15 protein-coding genes are annotated in these 19,040 nt (G+C 41.9%); 8 read left to right on the top strand and 7 right to left on the bottom strand.

Annotated features, from left to right (window positions below):
* Positions 1-36: 36 nt before the first annotated feature.
* Both LVD17_RS02745 and LVD17_RS02740 read right to left on the bottom strand, forming a co-directional pair.
* Positions 37-453, bottom strand: coding sequence for a response regulator (locus tag LVD17_RS02745; RefSeq protein WP_233764611.1), 417 nt, complete (start codon positions 451-453; stop codon positions 37-39).
* Positions 450-2,333 (bottom strand): PAS domain-containing sensor histidine kinase, encoded by a 1,884-nt coding sequence (locus LVD17_RS02740; protein WP_233764610.1) that lies wholly within the window; start codon positions 2,331-2,333, stop codon positions 450-452. Before LVD17_RS02740 ends, LVD17_RS02745 begins: the two co-directional genes overlap by 4 nt.
* A gap of 322 nt (positions 2,334-2,655) precedes the next feature.
* Here LVD17_RS02740 and LVD17_RS02735 point away from each other — a divergent pair, with 322 nt between their 5' ends.
* Positions 2,656-4,266 carry a T9SS type A sorting domain-containing protein gene (locus tag LVD17_RS02735; RefSeq protein ID WP_233764609.1) on the top strand — a complete coding sequence of 537 codons (1,611 nt, stop codon included), beginning with the start codon at positions 2,656-2,658 and terminating at the stop codon, positions 4,264-4,266.
* A 361-nt stretch (positions 4,267-4,627) separates the two neighbouring features.
* Here the strand turns inward: LVD17_RS02735 and LVD17_RS02730 are convergent, their stop codons facing one another.
* From LVD17_RS02730 to LVD17_RS02715, 4 genes are all read right to left on the bottom strand, one after another.
* Positions 4,628-5,239: a hypothetical protein gene (locus tag LVD17_RS02730; RefSeq protein WP_233764607.1), complete on the bottom strand. Its 612-nt coding sequence runs from the start codon at positions 5,237-5,239 to the stop codon at positions 4,628-4,630.
* Positions 5,236-5,535 (bottom strand): hypothetical protein, encoded by a 300-nt coding sequence (locus LVD17_RS02725; RefSeq protein WP_233764605.1) that lies wholly within the window; start codon positions 5,533-5,535, stop codon positions 5,236-5,238. Before LVD17_RS02725 ends, LVD17_RS02730 begins: the two co-directional genes overlap by 4 nt.
* Before the next feature lie 290 nt (positions 5,536-5,825).
* Complete coding sequence (locus tag LVD17_RS02720) at positions 5,826-6,395, bottom strand: DUF4738 domain-containing protein (protein ID WP_233764603.1); 570 nt, start codon at positions 6,393-6,395, stop codon at positions 5,826-5,828.
* A 106-nt stretch (positions 6,396-6,501) separates the two neighbouring features.
* On the bottom strand, positions 6,502-7,485 hold the full coding sequence (locus tag LVD17_RS02715; RefSeq protein WP_233764601.1) for a GlxA family transcriptional regulator: 984 nt from the start codon (positions 7,483-7,485) through the stop codon (positions 6,502-6,504).
* A gap of 194 nt (positions 7,486-7,679) precedes the next feature.
* Between LVD17_RS02715 and LVD17_RS02710 the strand changes: the two genes are divergently transcribed.
* Genes LVD17_RS02710 through LVD17_RS02700 form a run of 3 tightly spaced genes read left to right on the top strand, consistent with a single transcriptional unit; the run spans position 7,680 to position 9,082 of the window.
* Entirely contained in the window at positions 7,680-8,207 is a 528-nt protein-coding gene (locus LVD17_RS02710; RefSeq protein WP_233764599.1) for a DinB family protein, read from the top strand.
* Positions 8,204-8,608, top strand: a complete 405-nt coding sequence (locus tag LVD17_RS02705; protein ID WP_233764598.1) for a VOC family protein — start codon at positions 8,204-8,206, stop codon at positions 8,606-8,608. The genes LVD17_RS02710 and LVD17_RS02705 overlap by 4 nt, the downstream gene beginning before the upstream one ends.
* Before the next feature lie 36 nt (positions 8,609-8,644).
* Positions 8,645-9,082, top strand: coding sequence for an SRPBCC domain-containing protein (locus LVD17_RS02700; RefSeq protein ID WP_233764597.1), 438 nt, complete (start codon positions 8,645-8,647; stop codon positions 9,080-9,082).
* Positions 9,083-9,125: 43 nt separating this feature from the next.
* Here LVD17_RS02700 and LVD17_RS02695 read toward each other — a convergent pair whose 3' ends face one another.
* On the bottom strand, positions 9,126-12,665 hold the full coding sequence (locus LVD17_RS02695; RefSeq protein WP_233764596.1) for a reprolysin-like metallopeptidase: 3,540 nt from the start codon (positions 12,663-12,665) through the stop codon (positions 9,126-9,128).
* A 167-nt stretch (positions 12,666-12,832) separates the two neighbouring features.
* Between LVD17_RS02695 and LVD17_RS02690 the strand changes: the two genes are divergently transcribed.
* The 4 genes from LVD17_RS02690 to LVD17_RS02675 all read left to right on the top strand — a co-directional run bounded on the left by LVD17_RS02690 (position 12,833) and on the right by LVD17_RS02675 (position 18,912).
* Positions 12,833-13,444: an RNA polymerase sigma-70 factor gene (locus LVD17_RS02690; protein WP_233764595.1), complete on the top strand. Its 612-nt coding sequence runs from the start codon at positions 12,833-12,835 to the stop codon at positions 13,442-13,444.
* Between the two features lie 40 nt (positions 13,445-13,484).
* Entirely contained in the window at positions 13,485-14,495 is a 1,011-nt protein-coding gene (locus tag LVD17_RS02685; RefSeq protein WP_233764594.1) for a FecR family protein, read from the top strand.
* Entirely contained in the window at positions 14,434-16,437 is a 2,004-nt protein-coding gene (locus LVD17_RS02680; protein WP_233764593.1) for an STN and carboxypeptidase regulatory-like domain-containing protein, read from the top strand. Before LVD17_RS02685 ends, LVD17_RS02680 begins: the two co-directional genes overlap by 62 nt.
* Before the next feature lie 102 nt (positions 16,438-16,539).
* Positions 16,540-18,912 carry a TonB-dependent receptor gene (locus tag LVD17_RS02675; RefSeq protein WP_233764592.1) on the top strand — a complete coding sequence of 791 codons (2,373 nt, stop codon included), beginning with the start codon at positions 16,540-16,542 and terminating at the stop codon, positions 18,910-18,912.
* Positions 18,913-19,040: the final 128 nt, after the last annotated feature.

Here is a 19,040-nt window from a genome sequence, read left to right as displayed (position 1 = left end):
CGGAATTCAATCAAAAAAGTAGACTGGGAAATTCTGTCAGAAATATTTTTTTAGAAGATCGGTAAGCATTTCGGTCGTTAATGGTTTATTTTTAAAATCCTTGATCTCATGCGAGAACTGTTCTGATGCCATTTTTTGATCGTCAGAGTTTAAAGAACTGGTTAGCATTACAACTAAAATGGGGGCACTGTTTTCGAACAGTCCTTCTTGCCGGGCTCTTTCCAGAAAGTCAAAACCATTCATACCCGGCATATTGATATCCAGAAAGATAAGATTGGGAACGGGGTATTTTTCAGTGTGCTCTTTGCTGAGCCTAAGGTATTCCAGAGCTTCTTCACCTGTAGTAACAGTTTTCACTTCTTTTGCTGCCGGAATCTTATTTATTGTGCGTGTGTGAATAAAATTATCATGCACATTGTCATCTATGAGGAGTATACAGTCTACCATATTCATTTAGTATCAATCTTTTGTTTTGATATAGTAAAATAAAAACTTGAACCAGCTCCCGGTTTGGAGTCAACCCAGATTTGTCCGTCATTAATTTCAATTATTTTTTTACAGGTTGCCAAGCCAATGCCGGTGCCGGGATAGTCATTTTCAGTATGGAGCCGTTGAAAAATAAGAAAGATCTTTTTTAAATAATCTTCCTTAATTCCGAGACCGTTGTCTTCAACTGAAAACTCCCATAAGTCTCCTTTATCTCTGCAGCGAATAGCTATTTCGGGTGCAATGTCCCTCTTTCTGAATTTAATGGCGTTGCTGATCAGGTTTTGAAAGATTTGCTTGATTTCAATATTGTTGCCGGTAATTACCGGCAGATTTTCGGCAGTTACCTTTGCCTGGTTTTCTTTCAGCACCCAATCCATATCCGCTAAAATCTCTTTTACTACCGTATTGCAATTGACCTTTTCCAGTGTTCTGTTCCGGCCTATTCTGGAAAAATTCAAAAGCTCTCTTATAAGTACTTTCATCCTTTCGGTAGACTTCATGATTACACTGAGAAAATACTTATTCTCCTCATCCAGCAGATCCCTTGTAGATTCTTCCAGTACAGCTACAAAGTTGGTAATGTTTCTCAGCGGTTCTTGCAGGTCGTGAGAGGCTACATAGGCAAATTGTTCCAGTTCCTTGTTAGATAGCTCCAGCTGGTCGGCATATTCTTTCAGTTCTACGGCAGCTTTTTTCTGGGCCGAAATATCCCTGATGGCTGCAGAAACAAGCAGGCCTTCTTCGGTATCAAGCGGACTTAAGCTGATCTCTACCGGAAATTCATCGCCATTCTTCTTTTTGCCGTACAATTCAAGGCCCGCTCCCATAGCCCTTGCTTTTGGTTCTGCAAAAAAAGACTTGCGGTGAGAGGGGTGAATGACCCTGTAGCGGTCAGGGATCAGTATGTCTATGTCCTGGCCAATTATTTCTTCACGTTTGTAGTCAAAAAGTTTTTCTGTCTGCGCATTGATCAGTACAATATGCCCCATCCTGTTAACTATGACCATAGCATCAGGAGCAGATTCGAGTAAGCCCTTAAACTTTTCCTCACTCTTTTTTCTTATGGTAATATCTCGAATAGCGGCCGATACAAAAACTCCGTCCTCAAGTTTTAGAGGACTTAAACTAATCTCAACAGGAAACTCCGTTCCATCCTTACGCATGCCATAAAGCTCAAGGCCAAGGCCCATTTCCCTAACCTTAGGATCTTCAAAAAATCTCTTGCGGTGCCCCGGGTGCTTATCTTTAAAGCGTATGGGGATAAGTGCCTCCACATCCTGCCCTACCAACTCTGTGCGGTTATAGGAAAAAAGCTTTTCGGTTTGGGCATTTACCAATACTATCTGACCGAACTTATTCACTATTACCATGGCATCGGGAGCAGATTCCAGTAAAGCCTGAAATTTACCTTCCGCTTTCTTTTTATCGGTGATGTTACGCATCACTGTAGTGGTACCTAATATCTTTCCCTCCGGGGATTTTAAAGGAGCCAGGCTTACTGATACATAAACGGTATTCCCTTTTTTATCAATCCTCTCGGTTTCATAATTTTCTACTTCTTCACCCCATAAAATACTTTCACCCAAACGCTTTTCTTCATTGGCTTTTATAAGTGGTACAATCGGGCTGATGTCGTTTCCTGTCAGTTCTTTGCTGGTATACCCAAAAAGTTTTTCAACTGCTTTATTTGCAAACAGTATCTTACCGTTGAGATCCCGAACAACAACGGCATCTTTGATGGATTCCAGAATCGACGAATGAGAAAAATCTTTTGCCTGAATTTTAGTCATAGCCACTGGTATTATTAAGATGCCCTGAGCGATAAATGTGAGTGGGTACATCATAAAAATAAACTTTTTTATGTTCAAACATCGCTTAAACTAAGATAATATAATAAAAAGTATATTTCATGTCAGGTGAGATATACGTAAATAGCTGGTTTTTTGAGGCTTGTAATCAGCGTATACTATTTTCTGGTTATGGCGGATAAAGATTATGGCGGTGTAAGAAAACCTGTAAAAGAGACAAAAAAACGAAATAAAATATACATTGAGGTATGAGGAGGTACACCTTAAGGGGCATCGGTCTCAAGGTGAGTTAAGGACAGTTTTTGTATGAAAATGTTTAGATCATACAAAATAAAAAATTCACCTAACCCATACTCTTATGAAAACAATGACCTTTACCCTCGCACTTACACTATTTTGCTGTTTACAAATCAATGCGCAAAATCGTGGTGAACTGGTCAGCTATGAGCTGATAGCGGAGAAGTCTCCTGATCAAATTGATGATTTACTTACAGGCGCTACAGGTATACCAGGCTTTTTTATTGACTTCCTGGTACCAACCACTTTTGACGTTCGGGTTTATAAAGTAATTTATAACACTGTTGACGGTCGCGGACAGTCAACAATTGGTTCCGGTGCTCTATATATTCCAGAACCCTATCCCTGCGATGCCCCTCTTGCTGCTTATCTGCACGGAACGATCATAGATGAGGCCAGCGTACCCTCAAACTTAAGTGGTGTAGAAGGTGCAATAGGCTGGGCAATGGCTACGGATGGTTATGTTGTAGCATTGCCGGATTACATTGGTATGGGTGAAAGCCCCGGAGCACACCCCTACGTACACGCTCAAAGTGAAGCCACTGCGTCGATTGATATGATGCGGGCAGCTCGTCAGCTATGCGGATTGATTGGGGTGGGCCTAAATGGCCAGGTTTTTATTTCCGGATATTCCCAGGGAGGACATTCGACACTGGCTACCCAGCGTGAAATAGAGCAGCACCATGCAGCAGAGTTTGATCTGGAGTACATTGTAGCCGGAGCCGGGCCATATGATCTGTCAGGTACTCAAAAGGACTTTGCTTTTGACAACCCCTTTTATACCAACCCCTCTTTTCTGCCATATGTTCTGCAAGGATATCAGGAAGTGTATGGGAATATTTACAGTTCTTTATCAGACGTGTATGTTTCTCCCTATGATCAACAAATCCCTGTATGGCTCGATGGCTCATTGTCCGTAGAGCAGATAGATGCACTGCTGCCTGCCAACTGGAAGACCATTTTTAAAAGTGACTTCTTAAATAGTGTGGAAAATAACTATTTCCACCCTGCCAATAGCGCATTACGGAAAAATAACCTGTACGCATGGACCCCAAAAACTGAAACGCGCCTGTATTATTGCACCAGCGATGAACAGGTAGACCCGGCGAATTCCCTTGTGGCCTGGTTTAATTTCTTTTTAAGAGGAGCCGGTGGACGGGTATCAGCTATTCCCCTGGGCCCTTTTATGCATAGGGACTGTGCACCCATCGCTTTGCTGGTAGGCAAGGCCAAATTTGATCAGTACCGCCAGGACCAAATATGCAATTCCCAGTTTGCAAAAGCCAAAAGAAGCAAAATAGAGCCACAACGTAGGGATATGCAGCATTTTGACGATCTGGTCAACGAAAAGAACGTTCCCGATCTTCCTACCCAGCTTAGAGAGAAGGGGCTGAACGATCTAGCCGACGTGATTGAAAATCAAGGCAATAAAACAAACCTGAAACTATTCCCAAATCCGGCCAACTCTTTTACCGTGCTGGATATGAGCCAGCTTGGAGAAAGTGTAGAAGCAGTTAAAATTATGGACACTTCCGGCAAACTTATAAGACACATAGATCTAAGGCAACAGACAGACAGTTTCGAGCTGGATGTTCGCGATCTGGATCCGGGAATGTACATTATTGCCGTGGAGGGCGATGACATACACTATCTCAATTTGATGAAACAGTAATTATGTAGTAAAGGAACGGGGAGTATCTCCGTTCTTTTTCATTTAGAATAAATGATCAAATGTACTCGTTTTAGTTTCAGGAAGGGGTATAGTTCTGAGATGGAGCCAACTATTGATATGGGCCACTACATCGGCTGGTGTGTTTGAAGTCTCCGTTGATTACCGGTTCATTTTTTCATCGAACAGGATGTAATTCAAACAGGCTGCTGGCCTCGCATCACCTGCATCGTTTCCTCTCACCAACATACCTGCTCCATCCGCACTGCTAAAAGCATCATAAGTCGATTAGTATATAGGTCAGGAATAGGTTCTGGGTAGACTTACATGTCCTGCAAGGCTTTCTAATTTTAACTAATATTCTTCATGGATTTATTCTTCTAACTTTTAGGCTAGTTACAACTCCATTATTAGTTTTTATTGTAATGCTTTCGCAATTATCTTTAAACTGATATAGTTTGTTTGAAACTTTCATAATTGACTTATTATTTGCAAGAATATCCGAAATTCTTGCCCCTACTTTAATAACATCATCAATATTGTACTCCGAGGAAATCAGTTCTATTGATAATATCTGCTCATTTTCACCAAACATTTGCCAGGTATTTGGGTCACTTTCTGTATAAACAACCAGCTCTCCTAGCTTAAGTATATCCGGGCCATTTGAATAAAATAAATTATACAACCCTACTGTCCCTTCCTTGTTACTAATTGAGTAACTTTTTCTTTCATTATTACTCAATATTGTGCTTGTCGTGAACCTTTCTGTAAGCTCTTTTAGATCTGTTCTATTTACTTGGTTAAGCAGATCCAAGCAACTATCTATTCCCCCTAAATCCACAACCTCACGGTTGGCTACTTTCTCCTCTGTGTTTTTAACTTCTGGATTTCTTTCTTGGTGATTATTGCTATTCTCTCGCACTGGAGTGCTACAACTAATAAGAAATATTGATAGTGTTAATAACTTTGACATCATAAAGATATATCTTTTATAGGTTCAATCTTTTCAGGTATCTCAGATGTACGTCTTTCTGCGGCATTCATCAGTACATTAACATCAACAGTTGAGCCGATACCAACAGGGGTTTGACCTGCTTTGAAAACTCTAAATTGATTTTCTGAAGGGTGAGCTGTCGTATAAACCATGTTACCATTTGACTCATCTTTAGGGCCTACCTGATCATCACCTGCTGCCACAACAAGTGCTCCTGTCGCTTCTGCTAGTTCTTGAGCAAAAGAACCCTCCCCACTCCAATCAGTACCAGCATTCACCCTCCCAGATAAATTACAGAACCCTCTGCAAACTTAATTTCACGAGATTCAACCCACTTGATATTTCACCTATATCTGATGTCCTAATCCCATTGTGGAAGCCATCCTTTCCGAACATAATATCGGGCACTCCGTGAGAAAAAACACCTAGAAAACCTATTCCCTTGGCATCACCTGCACTTTCTGTTTTAGAAATTTGCGATAGCAATTGCCCGACATAACTGAATAATGCAACAGATTTCTTCTTAAAGTTGACAAAAAGCACTTAAGGAAAACGATCAAATAAGAAACTAAATGTCTTGATCTATATGCTCCAAAACCTCAAATTCTTGTGTGGTCAAGTTGTAATTATGATAAAAAGCAAAAGACCAATCCGTATCTGGTTTGTCTATTGTTCCAAATAATACAACTGTGTTATTATCAATTTTCTTAAACCAGTACCCATGGAAGATTGCAGTTCTGAGGAATTCTTGTCCGGTAAATTTTGAGAAGTCATTTTTTGTAAAAGTGCTATCCAGAATAACTTCTCCCCCCTTTTTTATGACTAAATTGTTCTCGTAATTACGGTACTTATAAATATATCTGGTACCATTGCTTTCGTATTCTTGCACTACAAACGAATCAAGAGCCGTGCGAATGACTGATATCTGGAGTGCCAATTCTGTAACGATTGTATCAGTTTGTGATATCTCCTTCTCTTTCGGGATAAACCTTTCATTTATTTGAGATTGTTTTGGGAATGGAATTTCCTGTTTTATGGAATCTTTATTGTATGCAATTTGCCAGGCAGGTTGTTCTTGTTTTTGATTACAAGCTGCAAAAAACAAACAGACTGATATTTGCACTAGGTATTTAATCATTTTAAATGTCTTATTGTTTACTCTCCAACATTGTGTCAAATTCCACTTGAGAGTTTATCGGAGGCGGGCAATAAATAAGGAATTATAATAACCAATCCGATCAACGCTATACAGGCAGCTCAACCTCTTTATTATACTTATTTCGATACTCGATGGGTGTAAGTCCCGTTAATTTCTTAAACAAGTTTCTAAAGGCTTTGCTGTCGGAATACCCGACGTCGTACATGACCTCGTTGATATTTTTTCTGCTCAGCTCAAAATCACGCTTGGCGGCTTCTACTTTTACCCGCTGCATGTATTCTGCAATTGTGTTGTTGGTGGCCTTTTTAAACCGTCTTTCAAAACTTCTTCTACTTACGCCCAGAATACTTACCAGGTCGTCAATAGCTATCTTTTCCTGGTAGTTTTTCTCTATGTATTCCTGGCCTTTTTTTACTTCTTCGTCGTTATGGTCCTTCTGTCCGCTGAAAATGGTAAAGGCCGCCTGACTTTCCCTGTCTATATCGATAGCGAAATATTTTGCAGCAAGTATGGCTGTATCGCGGTCTACATATTTTTCAACGAGGTAAAGCAGGAGGTTCCAGTAAGAATTGGCCCCACCACTGGAGTATATACCATTTTCTTCAGTAATTATTCCGCCATCCACTACCTCTACATCAGGAAAAGTGTCGCGAAATTGATTGTAAAAGGCCCAATGCGTAGAGCATTTTTTACCGTCTAAAAGACCTGTAGAGGCAAGAAGAAATGCTCCCAGGCATAAAGAAACCACTTCGGCTCCGGCGTTATAGTGCTTTATAATCCACGGGATGGCTTCCTTGTTTTGTTCAACCGCCAGTTTCAAATCTCCGAATAAGGCAGGTATGATGATCATATCAGTTTTATCAACTTCATCCAGGGTTTTGTCTGCACGAACAGCATATATTCCCCCTAAAAAATTTATTTCCCGGGACAATCCCACCAATTGCACCTCAAACAGAGGTTTCTTGCCTGCTGCCTGTAAAAATTGATTTACCGCAGTAAAGAGGTACCGTGGATCTGCAACTGCCTCCATTACAGCAGATTCGGGAACAAGTATGGATATTATTTTCATTGATATAGGTTTTTAGCAGGTTTATCTGATCAAATATACTGCATCATTTTGCCGGAATCAACTCCCCAAAATGCCGCTTTTACACCGCTGCTTAGTCACCCTATCTTCGGTAATTTGTATTACAATGATGAAACGATCATTAAGTATGGGTACACTGCCTCTCAAAAAACGTCATTTACCTAAACCATAAAACTATGGAAACAATTATAGATAGAGCACCTGAAAAGTTAATTCTTGAAGTGGATAATGTATTTGATAAGTTAATTCACTCAGTCATGCGGTTTGATGAAAAACAGTTCAATACAGTGCCTTTTGAGGGAAGCTGGACGGCTGGTCAGGTAGTGAAACATATTATTATGTCTGTTGCTCAATTACCTGATGAGAAAACGCAGGTAGCTGAAAGAGATTACGGTATGCATGTAGATCCTATTAAGGAGTTATTTTTGAATTTTGGGATCAAAATGGAATCGCCTGAATTCATCGTTCCGGAAAACCTGACCTATGATAAGACCGGACTTATCTTGGAGCTTAAAAATATACAGCAGCAGCATACCGATACTATTAAAACTTCGAACCTCTCAGTGCTATGTATGGATTTTGAGCTGCCCACGTTTGGGTACTTAACCAGGTATGAATGGATAAAATTCTTTATTTTTCATACACAGAGGCATATGGTGCAAATTAACAATATTTATCAGGGTTTATTTGATGCAGGCTTATGAACAAACTTGTAACCTATCTTACATTTAACGGCAACTGCCGGGAGGCTATGATCTTTTACCAAAATTGCTTTGGGGGTGAACTGTACCTGCAAACCATAGGCGACACACCGGAAGCAGAAAAACTTCCTAGAGAGGTAAGGGATTACATACTACATGCCTCTCTTGACGGGAACGACCTGGTTTTGATGGGAACAGATATGGTCGAGGACAATGGTCTTATCAAGGGCAACGCCATGTCTATAATGGTTGAATGTAACGATGAGCTTGAAGTGAGGAAGTATTATGAAAGGTTATCAGAAGGAGGGGTCGAAACTCACCCCCTGCAACCTAACTTTTTTGGCAATTTGTTTGGAGGGCTCCGGGATAAATTTGGAAACCACTGGCTGCTACACTCCAAATAATGGTGTATAACAAAATTCAATTTAACCACCGAAATTATGAAAAGAGAAACATTTAAAATCACTATTAATGCTGCTGCTGAACGGGTATGGGAGGTCTTGTGGAGTGACAATTATTATCGGCGTTGGGCAGCGGTTTTTATGGAGGGGTCGCTTGCTCAGACCGACTGGAAGGAGGGTAGTAAAGTACTGTTTGTTTCACCGGAGGGAGAAGGTATGGTTAGTAGCATTGTAAGCAAGAAGACTAACGAGCACATGGTGTTCAGGCATTTGGGCACTATAAGCAAAGGAGTGGAAGATCTTGATAACGAATGGACCGGCGCTATGGAATCATACAAGCTTGAAGCTAACGGAGCTACTACGCTGACCGTAGAGATGGACTCGACAGAAGAATATTTAGAGTACTTTAAAAAAGCATGGCCGAAGGCGTTAGATAGCATAAAGGAGCTGGCCGAGAAAGACAGTCCCAAGGGGTAAGAAAGGCCGGTTATCATCTAAGGTAACCGGCCTCTGTTTTAAATTATTTGGAAATTACTATCAGCGTGGTGTTCAGCATATTATCACCCACTACCTGTAATGTATAGGTTCCGTTAGCCAGTGAGCTAACATCAATAGCCTGTTCAGCATTTTTACTTACCTCTGCTATTTTTGACAGTACCTTTCTGCCTGTAAAATCAATTACCCTGATCTCCGCAGAACCGTGGATACCCTCAGTTTGAATGACGATCTCGTTTGATGCAGGATTAGGATAAGCCTTTATCTGTTTTGAGGCAAGGCCTCTTAATCCGGTAATCTCCTCTACAAACTCTACAGAAGAGCCGTCTGTAGTAGCAGTAACCAGAGCCTCATTACCGGCCTGGTCCCTGTATGATATCGAAAAGGCAATCAGGCCCGGGCTGTCACCCTGACTCATGGTACGCGTAGCCCTCCACTGAGTGTTTACCAAAGTAGCCACCACCGTATTTCCGGCAATTGTCACTGTGGGATCAGCTATCTTTTCGCTGGCAGTAAATGTCAGAGTAACCTTATCATCAATGGTAGCAACTGATTTGTCGCTGTTATCAGATGATATGGAAGTATTGCTTAAAGTCGGAGCCGTTTTGTCAAAAATCACGGTTGACTCATCGGTGGTTGCAATTACTTGCTCTCCTGCATTGTCATCCAGGTCAGCGTAGTCTATTGTGAATGCTACCTTTCCTTCTGTATCAGCCTCGGTAAAAGTATGTTTAGCAATCCATACACCCTCGGATAGAGTAACTGCTACAGTATTTCCCTGAATAGTAACAGTTGGTGTCTGAATGGTTTTGTTGGCCTTGAATTGCAATGTCACTTCATCCCCAACTTTAGCAAATTCACTGTTTACATTATTTGAGCTTATACTTACTTCATTCAACGAAACAGAGGCAATTACATTGACTGAATAATCCTCAACCTCTCCATAGCTAAATGATTCGCAGGGGTTAGGTACACCATTAAATTTCATACTCACCCTCATCCTGGTTGTGCCGTTAAGCGCACTTGCAGGAACAGTAAATGTACCACTAACCGGAGTGTCTTTTGAAGCACTTTTTGACCAAACAAGTTCGCCCTCATCTGTAAGCAGGCCATTTTGATTGTAGTCTATCCATACTGCATATCCTTCATTGTATGTTGTTGAAGTCCATGTCGGAGTTATTGTGATTGTATATTCGGTATCTACAGCTAAATCAGTGCTGATAGATGTGAAATCTGAATAACCACTGGCTGTACCGGCAGCATTATTAATTCCTTCCAGCTGTACAGACCCTATATATTCATCTGCTATACTATTACCCTGAGAGGTGCAATATTCCAGGATCAGTTCTTCTGTAGTGAAGGTGACTACCGATGTAAAATTAGAAGATGACCCTGTACATTTGCTTCTTACCTGTACCTCATAAGCTGTAGATGACAACAGGTCAAACAATTGTTTTGAGTTACCTCCTGCGCTGACAGTTGTCCAGGTGTCACTGCCCTGAACCCTGTATTGTACATCAAAGATGGCCCCGATATTTTGATCCCATGTTAATGAGGCACTGCTGGCACTAACTTCGGTTACCGTCAATCCTGTAGGGACGGTAGCGTTACACGCAACAGCAGCTGCTATTTCAAAATCAGCATCACTGATGTCATAGAAAATATTGCCTATTGCTTCGATCTTGATCCTGCAGTTGGCTGACAAATTGTTGGGTACGGTTATTTCTGCTGTACCGTTATTAGGTGCATTACTTACCAATGTGACAGGGAAGGTTTGTCCTCCATCGGTAGATAAAAGAATATTTACATTTGAACAACTAATCGGGGCCTGGTCAGTATTGGCTACGTTCCAGGTTACAACTTGTATTTGTCCTTCGTACCATGAGATTGATGTATTGGGGTCAGTTACAAAGAACGGGCCTGAGTCACCGTCAACGGTCACTTTCATCAGGTCGTCAGAAGTCTGGCCACCACCTGCATTATTATCCCTTACAGTTAGTGAGAAGTTCATTGTTCTGCCAACAGATGGCAACATCTCCCATGTAGATCCCATTTCTCCTGCCAGAACTGTACTAATTGCAGGCATATACCTGTCTGGGGATGATGTTCCCTCCAAAGATCTGAAAAGAGGCCCTTGAGCCCACGTTGATTCAGGACTTCCGCTTCCCGGGGCTTCTTGAGGGTCGTTTTGTTCCCAGCAATAAGTGAGTGTACCATTACCATCGGGGTCGGTACCGGCACCCTTAAGTATAAACGGTGTAGATCTTGGTATTGTATAGTCATTACCCGCGTCAGCTACAGGAGGGTTGTTGGAAAGGTCAACAATTACCGCGCATCCTGAACTTTCTCCCGTTTGAACATTGGCAGAAATGTCCCTGATGTTTACATAGGCAAAGTAAGCATCGCTATTACTTTGAATGTTGGTAGAGCATATGCCGGCATAACCCATTATGCTGCTCCCGCTCGCAGGTTCAACCTCCGTAAGGCCACTTCCACTTCTGCTACAAGTGTTCATGGTATGGTAGCCTCCAAACTGATGGCCTATTTCATGTGCCACAAAATCTACATCGAAGGGGTCTCCTGTCGGATCCGAGCTTCCTGTAAATCCACTGCCCTTTTCTCCGGATGTACAAACGCAGCCTATACATCCCGCATTTCCTCCGCCTGTGGTATTGAAGTTATGGCCGATGTCATAGTTAGCGTCGCCGATAATAGCATCAATGGTTTCCTGTGTTTTTGTATTCCATTCATTTGTCCATGGATCAGTGCTGGTATCTCCATAATAGATAATCGCATCATTATTGGCTACAATCTCCATGGTGATGGCAAGGTCCCTTTCATAAATCCCGTTTACACGGGTCATGGTAATGTTCATCTGGGCAAGGATATTAGCTTTTTTCTCCGCATCCGTGCCTGATCCGGCAAATATATTTCCGTACTCAGCATTACATGACAAAGCCAGGCGGTATTTTCTAAGTTTCTGATCATTGGTCTTTAAGGTTGAAATATTATTGCCTTTTCCTGCTCTGCCAATATTTTCATCCATCGTACATTGGAAGTCCTTCTCATCACGAGTGAGGTCCTTCCTTTTATATACAGTGTAAGTTGATTTGTCTGAAGACACAGGGTCAATATATACCATGCCTTCTGAAGTCATCAGGAGACCATGAAAACCTCTTTGATCAGATATACTGAAGCGTATGGTTGAAGCCGGATTGTCAATGCCCTGGCCTGCATATGACTTTATGCCGGGGTATTTTTTTGCAAGATCAGGGTGCAAGGTTGGAGCTTCTACAACATTGAATTTCTCCATTTTTCCATCGGCATTAGGGAAAAATATTACCTGGGCATTTTTTGAAGTGGCAGAACCTCTCATTCCGGTTAGCCTGAGCGTTTCTTTCAGGCCTTCAAAATCCAGAGCCAGGGTTTTGTATAAATGGGGCTTGGTGAGTTTACGGCTTAAATTATCGGCCGCCGCAGCATTGGACTCCTTCCAAAAGCTGCTTTGAGAATATCCCGCTGTTAACGCAGATAGTAAAAACAGAACAGTAAAGATTCTTTTCATTCGAGTTGATATTAAACAGGTTTGTATTAAGTATTTATAGTTTACGAAATTACAATTGTACTATTTTTTTTATTTAAAACCATGTAAAGTCTGTTCATACTTGATATTATAGGCTTGAATAGTTTCACATAAAATCTATTTTTGTTTTAAACCAGCTGTAACCACCCTTGACAGATTCAAAAAACATTGCGACACAGATACGTTCCGGTGATGTACAAGCCTTTGAGGGTTTGTTCAGGAGGCACTATGCTGGGATGTGTGGCTATGCTTTAAGATATGTGGAGGGGAGTGCTCTGGCTGAGGAAATGGTTCAGGATGTTTTTCTTGGCTTTTGGGAAAAAAGATTGACTTTGGAAATAACAGGGTCCGTCGAGGCTTATCTATACCGGTCGGTAAGAAACGCATGCCTCAATCATATCAAGCATGCAAAAGTAAAACACCGTTATGCCGAGTCGCATATTTCCACTGTAGTTGAGGAGGAGAATCGGGTTAGCGATAAAGTAGTCGAGCTGGAATTGCATGAAAGAATCGAGACCTGTGTAAACCAGCTTCCTCCTGAGCGGAAAAAAATATTTAAAATGAGTCGAGAGGAAGGGCTGAAGTATAAGGAGATAGCAGGCCAGCTTGGGCTTTCTGTTAAAACCGTTGAGGCCCAGATGGGGAAAGCCTTAAAATTTCTCAGAGAGAATCTGATAGAATATTTGCCTGCAATAGCTATTCTGATACAAGTTTCAATAATGGTAAAAGAATGGCTGATAAATTTTTTTAACCACGAGTAAGGTTAAATGGTAGTTAAGTTGTCAGTATGTATACAAGATAATGAGAAATGAACGTGTAAATATAGATGACGAATTACTGGCTTCGTATATGTCAGGTGAGGTAGATGCCAATGACAGGAAAACTGTTGAGCAGTGGATTGACCAGTCAGATACGAACAGGCAGTATTTTGAAAAGCTAAAGACCCTTTGGGAATATGCCGGTCCGGACATTTCACCCCGGGAAGCGGATGTTGATGTAGACAGGGCATGGAGCAAGCTTAAGCAACAAATTGATCAGCAGCAGGAGGATCAGTTAAAACCGGAAGGCAGACAATTATACTTCTATCTGTCACGTGTCGCTGCCCTTCTTGTCCTGGGCTTAGTTGTTTTCCTGGTTTATCAGTCATTAGTAAAATCACCAGTTGCCAGCGAAATGGTGATTGCATCAAAGGAGATGGTAAAATCGGATACTCTGCCAGACGGCTCGCAGGTTTCCCTGAATGTTAACTCAACGGTCACTTTCAACGAAAATTTCTCAAAAAGCGAACGTCTGGTAACTCTGAAGGGAGAAGCCTTTTTTGATGTAGTAAAGGATAACATGAGGCCATTTATAATTGATACGGATGGTACTACAGTAAAGGTTTTGGGTACTTCCTTCTACGTACGCAACTACGACAGCCTTGGCATTATCGAAGTAGGGGTGGAAGAAGGCATTGTACAGGTCACAAGTCACGGTAAGGAAACAATACTTCAGGCTGGAGAATACATCTCCGTCAGCAAGAACAAGCGGGAGTTTTCAGGAATGCAGCGTTATAACCCTAATGATATTTTTTGGATGTCGAAAACCATAGCATTTGAAAAACAGTCTCTGGAGGCGGTTTTCTCAACATTAGAGCGAGCTTACCAGATATCCATCGATGTTGAAAATCCTGAAATTTTAAATTGCAGACTGACCGGAAAGTTTTATAAAGAGCCTGTTGAGCATGTTTTTGAGATTATAGACGCAAATTTTGGATTTACCACCATCCAAGAAGAAGGTCGCTTTGTCGTTTCAGGCCATGGTTGCGATTAAGGCCACGCTGAAATATAGCTCAGTGGTTGTCTTTGTACTTCATTTTTTCTGCTGTACCGCTCAGCAGACTAATATTCTGCACAAAGACATAAGCCTGACTGCAAATGACATATCACTCTCAGAGAGCCTTTCCGTGCTTTCAAATAAGGCCGGCTTTACCTTTTCTTATGATGCATCTATTCTCTCTTCTGAGCAAAAAGTTTCGATCCATGCACAAAGGGAACCTTTAAAAAAAATTCTGGACAATATTTTACCCAGAGATGTAGAGTACAGAACCAGCGGAAACCATCTTATTCTTCTAAAGAAGGCAGCAGACAAGGCCTCTGGTAAACGGAAGACCGGGTATCATGTATCGGGCAAGGTTAGGCATGCTTCTCAAAATGCTCCCCTGGAAGGTATAGTTGTTTATGAGGTGAGCAGTCTGGTGTCCGCTGTTACAGATACGGGAGGTAATTTTTCGCTTTTGGTACCTACAGAGTTTGAACAGCTGGGCTTATCCTTTAGCCGAAAAAGCATTAAGGATACCGTTATCCTCATTCCCCGAAAAGATCAAAGTATCAATATTTTGCTTCAGCCCCAGGAAACCATCAGACAGGTAAACAGTATCACAACCTTGCCTGTTGGTCAGCCCGGGCCGGTTGAGTCATTATCATTTGTCCAACAACTGGTCTCTGACAAATCACTTTTACGAACAGAGAATTCTGAGCTGGTATTGAATAAACCTGGGCAGATCTCCATCCTGCCCAAGTGGGGAACAAACCTGAAAATGAGCGGGTTAGTTGAAAATAACTTTTCCGTTAACCTTATGGCGGGCTATGCTTACGGTGTAAATGGATTTGAATTAGGTGGACTTTTCAATGTAATCCGTAAAGATGTAGAAGGTGTGCAGGCAGGGGGCATTGGTAATTTTGTAGGAGGTAACACCAGGGGCTTTCAGTTGGGAGGCATTTTTAATCATAACAGAGGTGCATTTATTGGCTTTCAGGCTTCGGGTATTAACAATCTCGTAATAGACTCTCTGAATGGAGTGCAGCTTGCCGGTATTAATAATGTACTGAAAGGCGAAATGAAAGGGGTACAAATCTCCGGCATCAATAACCTGACCATCAGGAATGTCAATGGACTTCAGTTAGGTGGGCTTACCAATATTACCCTGCGCGATGTTCAGAGCGTGCAGGTGGCAGGAATATTTAATAAAGGAAGAAACGTGAAGGGGGTTCAGTTTTCAGGTTTGGTAAATATGGCTGATGAAGCAGCCAAAGGGGTACAGGTAGCAGGCCTGGTAAATTTGGCTGGCGATGTAAAAGGTCTCCAGTTTGGAGGCCTGGGTAATGTATCGAATGCCACGGTGTCCGGTGTTCAGATAGCAGGGATTTTCAACTACGCAAAAAATGCGCATAGCAGCCAGATAGCACTTTTTAACCTGGCGGACTCCGCATCAGGTACGCCAATTGGTTTACTGAGCTACGTTAAAAACGGATACCGGGCATTAAAACTATCATCTAATGAGCTCTTCCCATTGGAGCTGTCATTTAAAACCGGAGTCAGACATTTTTACAATTCTTTTTCCTTCGGATACGGCAACTGGGAAGGTAAGAGCTGGTGGGGGTTTGGGTATGGATTTGGTACCGAGCGGGCTCTGACCGACGTTTCGTCCCTTAATCTACAGTATACGGCCTTTTGGGTAAATGAAGAAGAGAAACTTCAGGAAGAAGTTAGCCTGCTTAACCGTATCAATTTGAGTTGGGTTTATCATAAGGGAAATATAGCCTTCACCATTGGCCCTGCTATAAACATATGGTTATCAGAATGGAGACACCCTGTCAGCGGAGAGTACCTGACTAACCTGGCTCCATATACCATAGCTGAAAAAAAATATGGCACTACCCAACTTCAGATGTGGATAGGTGGCGAAGCGGGAATCCAGCTATTCCGCTATTAACCCTTCGGGCAGCAGTAATTTTTTTTAATAAATAATCATTTTCGGGTAAGGGTATAGGAAGACTTGGTTGTCATCCATGTGTAACTCAAAAAATGAAGACACATGATCCACAAACAACAAGTTAAAATATTAATTGCTCTCATTATTTTTCTGAGCTTTTCATTGATCACAGTTCTGAAGGCACAGGAACTAAACCAAACAGTACGTGGCAAAGTAATTGACAAAGATTCCAGAACACCATTGCCGGGGGCTAATGTGTTGATACTTGATACTGAGCCGATAATGGGCGCTAGTACCGATCTGAATGGCGACTTTAGAATTGAAAACGTGCCCGTAGGACGGGTAAGCCTAAAGATCACTTATATAGGTTATGAAGATGTGATACTGCCAAATATACTGGTTACATCGGCTAAAGAAGTAGTACTCGACCTTGTTATGCAGGAGTCCCTTACAAGTATGGATGAAATAGTGATCAAAGCCGATAAGGATAAATCAGAAATAGCCAATGAAATGGCATTAGTAAGTGCAAGAGGCTTTACCGTAGAAGAAACAAAACGATATGCAGGGTCTTTAAATGATCCGGCCAGGATGGTCTCAGGCTATGCCGGAGTAACGGGTGATGCCTCAGGAAATAATTTTATTGTGGTCAGGGGTAATTCTCCCAGAGGGATTCAATGGAGGCTGGAAGGGATTGAAATACCTAATCCCAACCATTTTTCTGATGAAGGTGCGACAGGCGGACCTATAAATGCTTTAAATAGCGAAATGCTTTCCAATTCCGAGTTCTATTCCGGTGCGTTTGCGCCTGAGTATGGCAATGCACTTTCCGGAGTGTTTGATATGAGGCTAAGGAAAGGAAATAATGAGGAACATGAGTATAGCGTATCGATAGGTATACTCGGGACAGCAGCTACCGCAGAGGGGCCACTGTCCAAAGAAGGCAAAGCATCATTTCTTGTAAATTACAGATATTCAACCCTTACACTACTTAGCGAATTAGGCGTTTTGGATTTTGACGGAATACCTAAATATCAGGACCTTTCTTTTAAGGTGCACCTTCCTACTAAGCGTTTAGGTACTTTTTCAGTGTTTGGACTGGGAGGCAAGAGTAATATACTTACTAAAGAATATGATGAAGAGGACGAGGATAAACTCCTGCATCAAGGCGACTATCAGGCTGATATGGGAGTGGTTGGTGTTACACAATATTTACCTCTAAGCTCTGCAACATATCTTCAAAACAGTGTTTCTGTTTCAAAAAATGGCAGCGGGTACCTTGGACAGGAGCCGGACAGTCAGCAAAGACTGGTAATGCTTGATGATGCCCGGCTGGATAAGTATTCCCTTAAGGGTGCCACCACACTAAACCATAAATTTAACGCCAGACATAACCTTCAAACGGGCCTGATCTACACCTTTCACAATTTTGAGTTTTACAGTCAATATTATGATAAGGAGCCTGAAATGTATGTGGTTAATCAAGATGTCAGTAAGGATGCAGCACATTACCAGGGCTTTGCTAGCTGGAAATACCGCCCGTGGGAAGATGTAACCGTAGTAAGCGGCCTGCATGCCCAGGGGACGACACTAAACAGTAATGCCTCTATTGAGCCCCGGGTCAGTGTACGGTGGCAGTTTCGTCCACGCCAGGCCATTTCGGTGGGATGGGGTATACATGGCAAAATGGAGTCTCTGACCAACTATTACAGCATAGTTGCAGATGAATCGGGTAATACCTCAATGCCAAATACAGGAATAGATTTTTCCAAGGCGCAGCATTATGTTATAGGCTATGAAAATAAACTTGGAAATAACCTTCTCCTGAAAATGGAAGCCTACTACCAGCACTTATACAACATACCTGTTGAAGACAAACCAAACAGCTCATATTCATTGCTGAATCAGGTAGAATGGTTTACCGACCGCAAACTGGTCAATGAGGGTACGGGTGAAAATATCGGCCTTGAGCTTACATTGGAGCGCTATTTTGCAGATAGCTATTTCTTCATGGTTACAGCATCACTTTATGATTCAAAATATAAAGGTATGGATGGAATAGAAAGAGACAGCCGCTTCAATGGCAATTATGCAGGAAATGTGCTGGTAGGTAAAGAGTTTGCTCTGGGCAGTAAAAGCGGAAAGAAAAAGGTTCTTGGTTTGAATATGAAGGCCTCTTTGCTGGGGGCCAGAAAGTTTACACCCCTGGATGCAGAAGCTTCCATTGCTCAGGACGAGGCCGTATGGCTTGAAGATCGGGCATATTCTTTTGAAGGCGACGACGTTTTTCTTACCAATCTGAGTATTACCTATAGAGTGGATAGAAAAAGGACCAGCCAGGAGTTGAAACTTGATATACAAAATGTGACGAACAATGCTGCCAGGGTTGAGCAGTACTACAATGACGTCACCAACAAAGTGGAATATCTCGATCAACTGCCACTACTTCCTGTTTTGATGTATACCATCCATTTTTAGATCAGAACTTATAAACCTCGGCAACCTCGCAAAGGTTAATTAAACACAGCCTGGTACCGACCAGCCGCCATGTTGCCGGGGTTTTCTACAACCATCCAATTGGCTCCGGGCCGGTACTACTACAATTC

Source organism: Fulvivirga ulvae, from assembly GCF_021389975.1.
Classification (GTDB): Bacteria; Bacteroidota; Bacteroidia; order Cytophagales; family Cyclobacteriaceae; genus Fulvivirga; species Fulvivirga ulvae.
The sequence above is the reverse complement of the archived record's forward strand: the minus strand, read 5'-3'. Positions and strand labels throughout refer to the sequence as shown.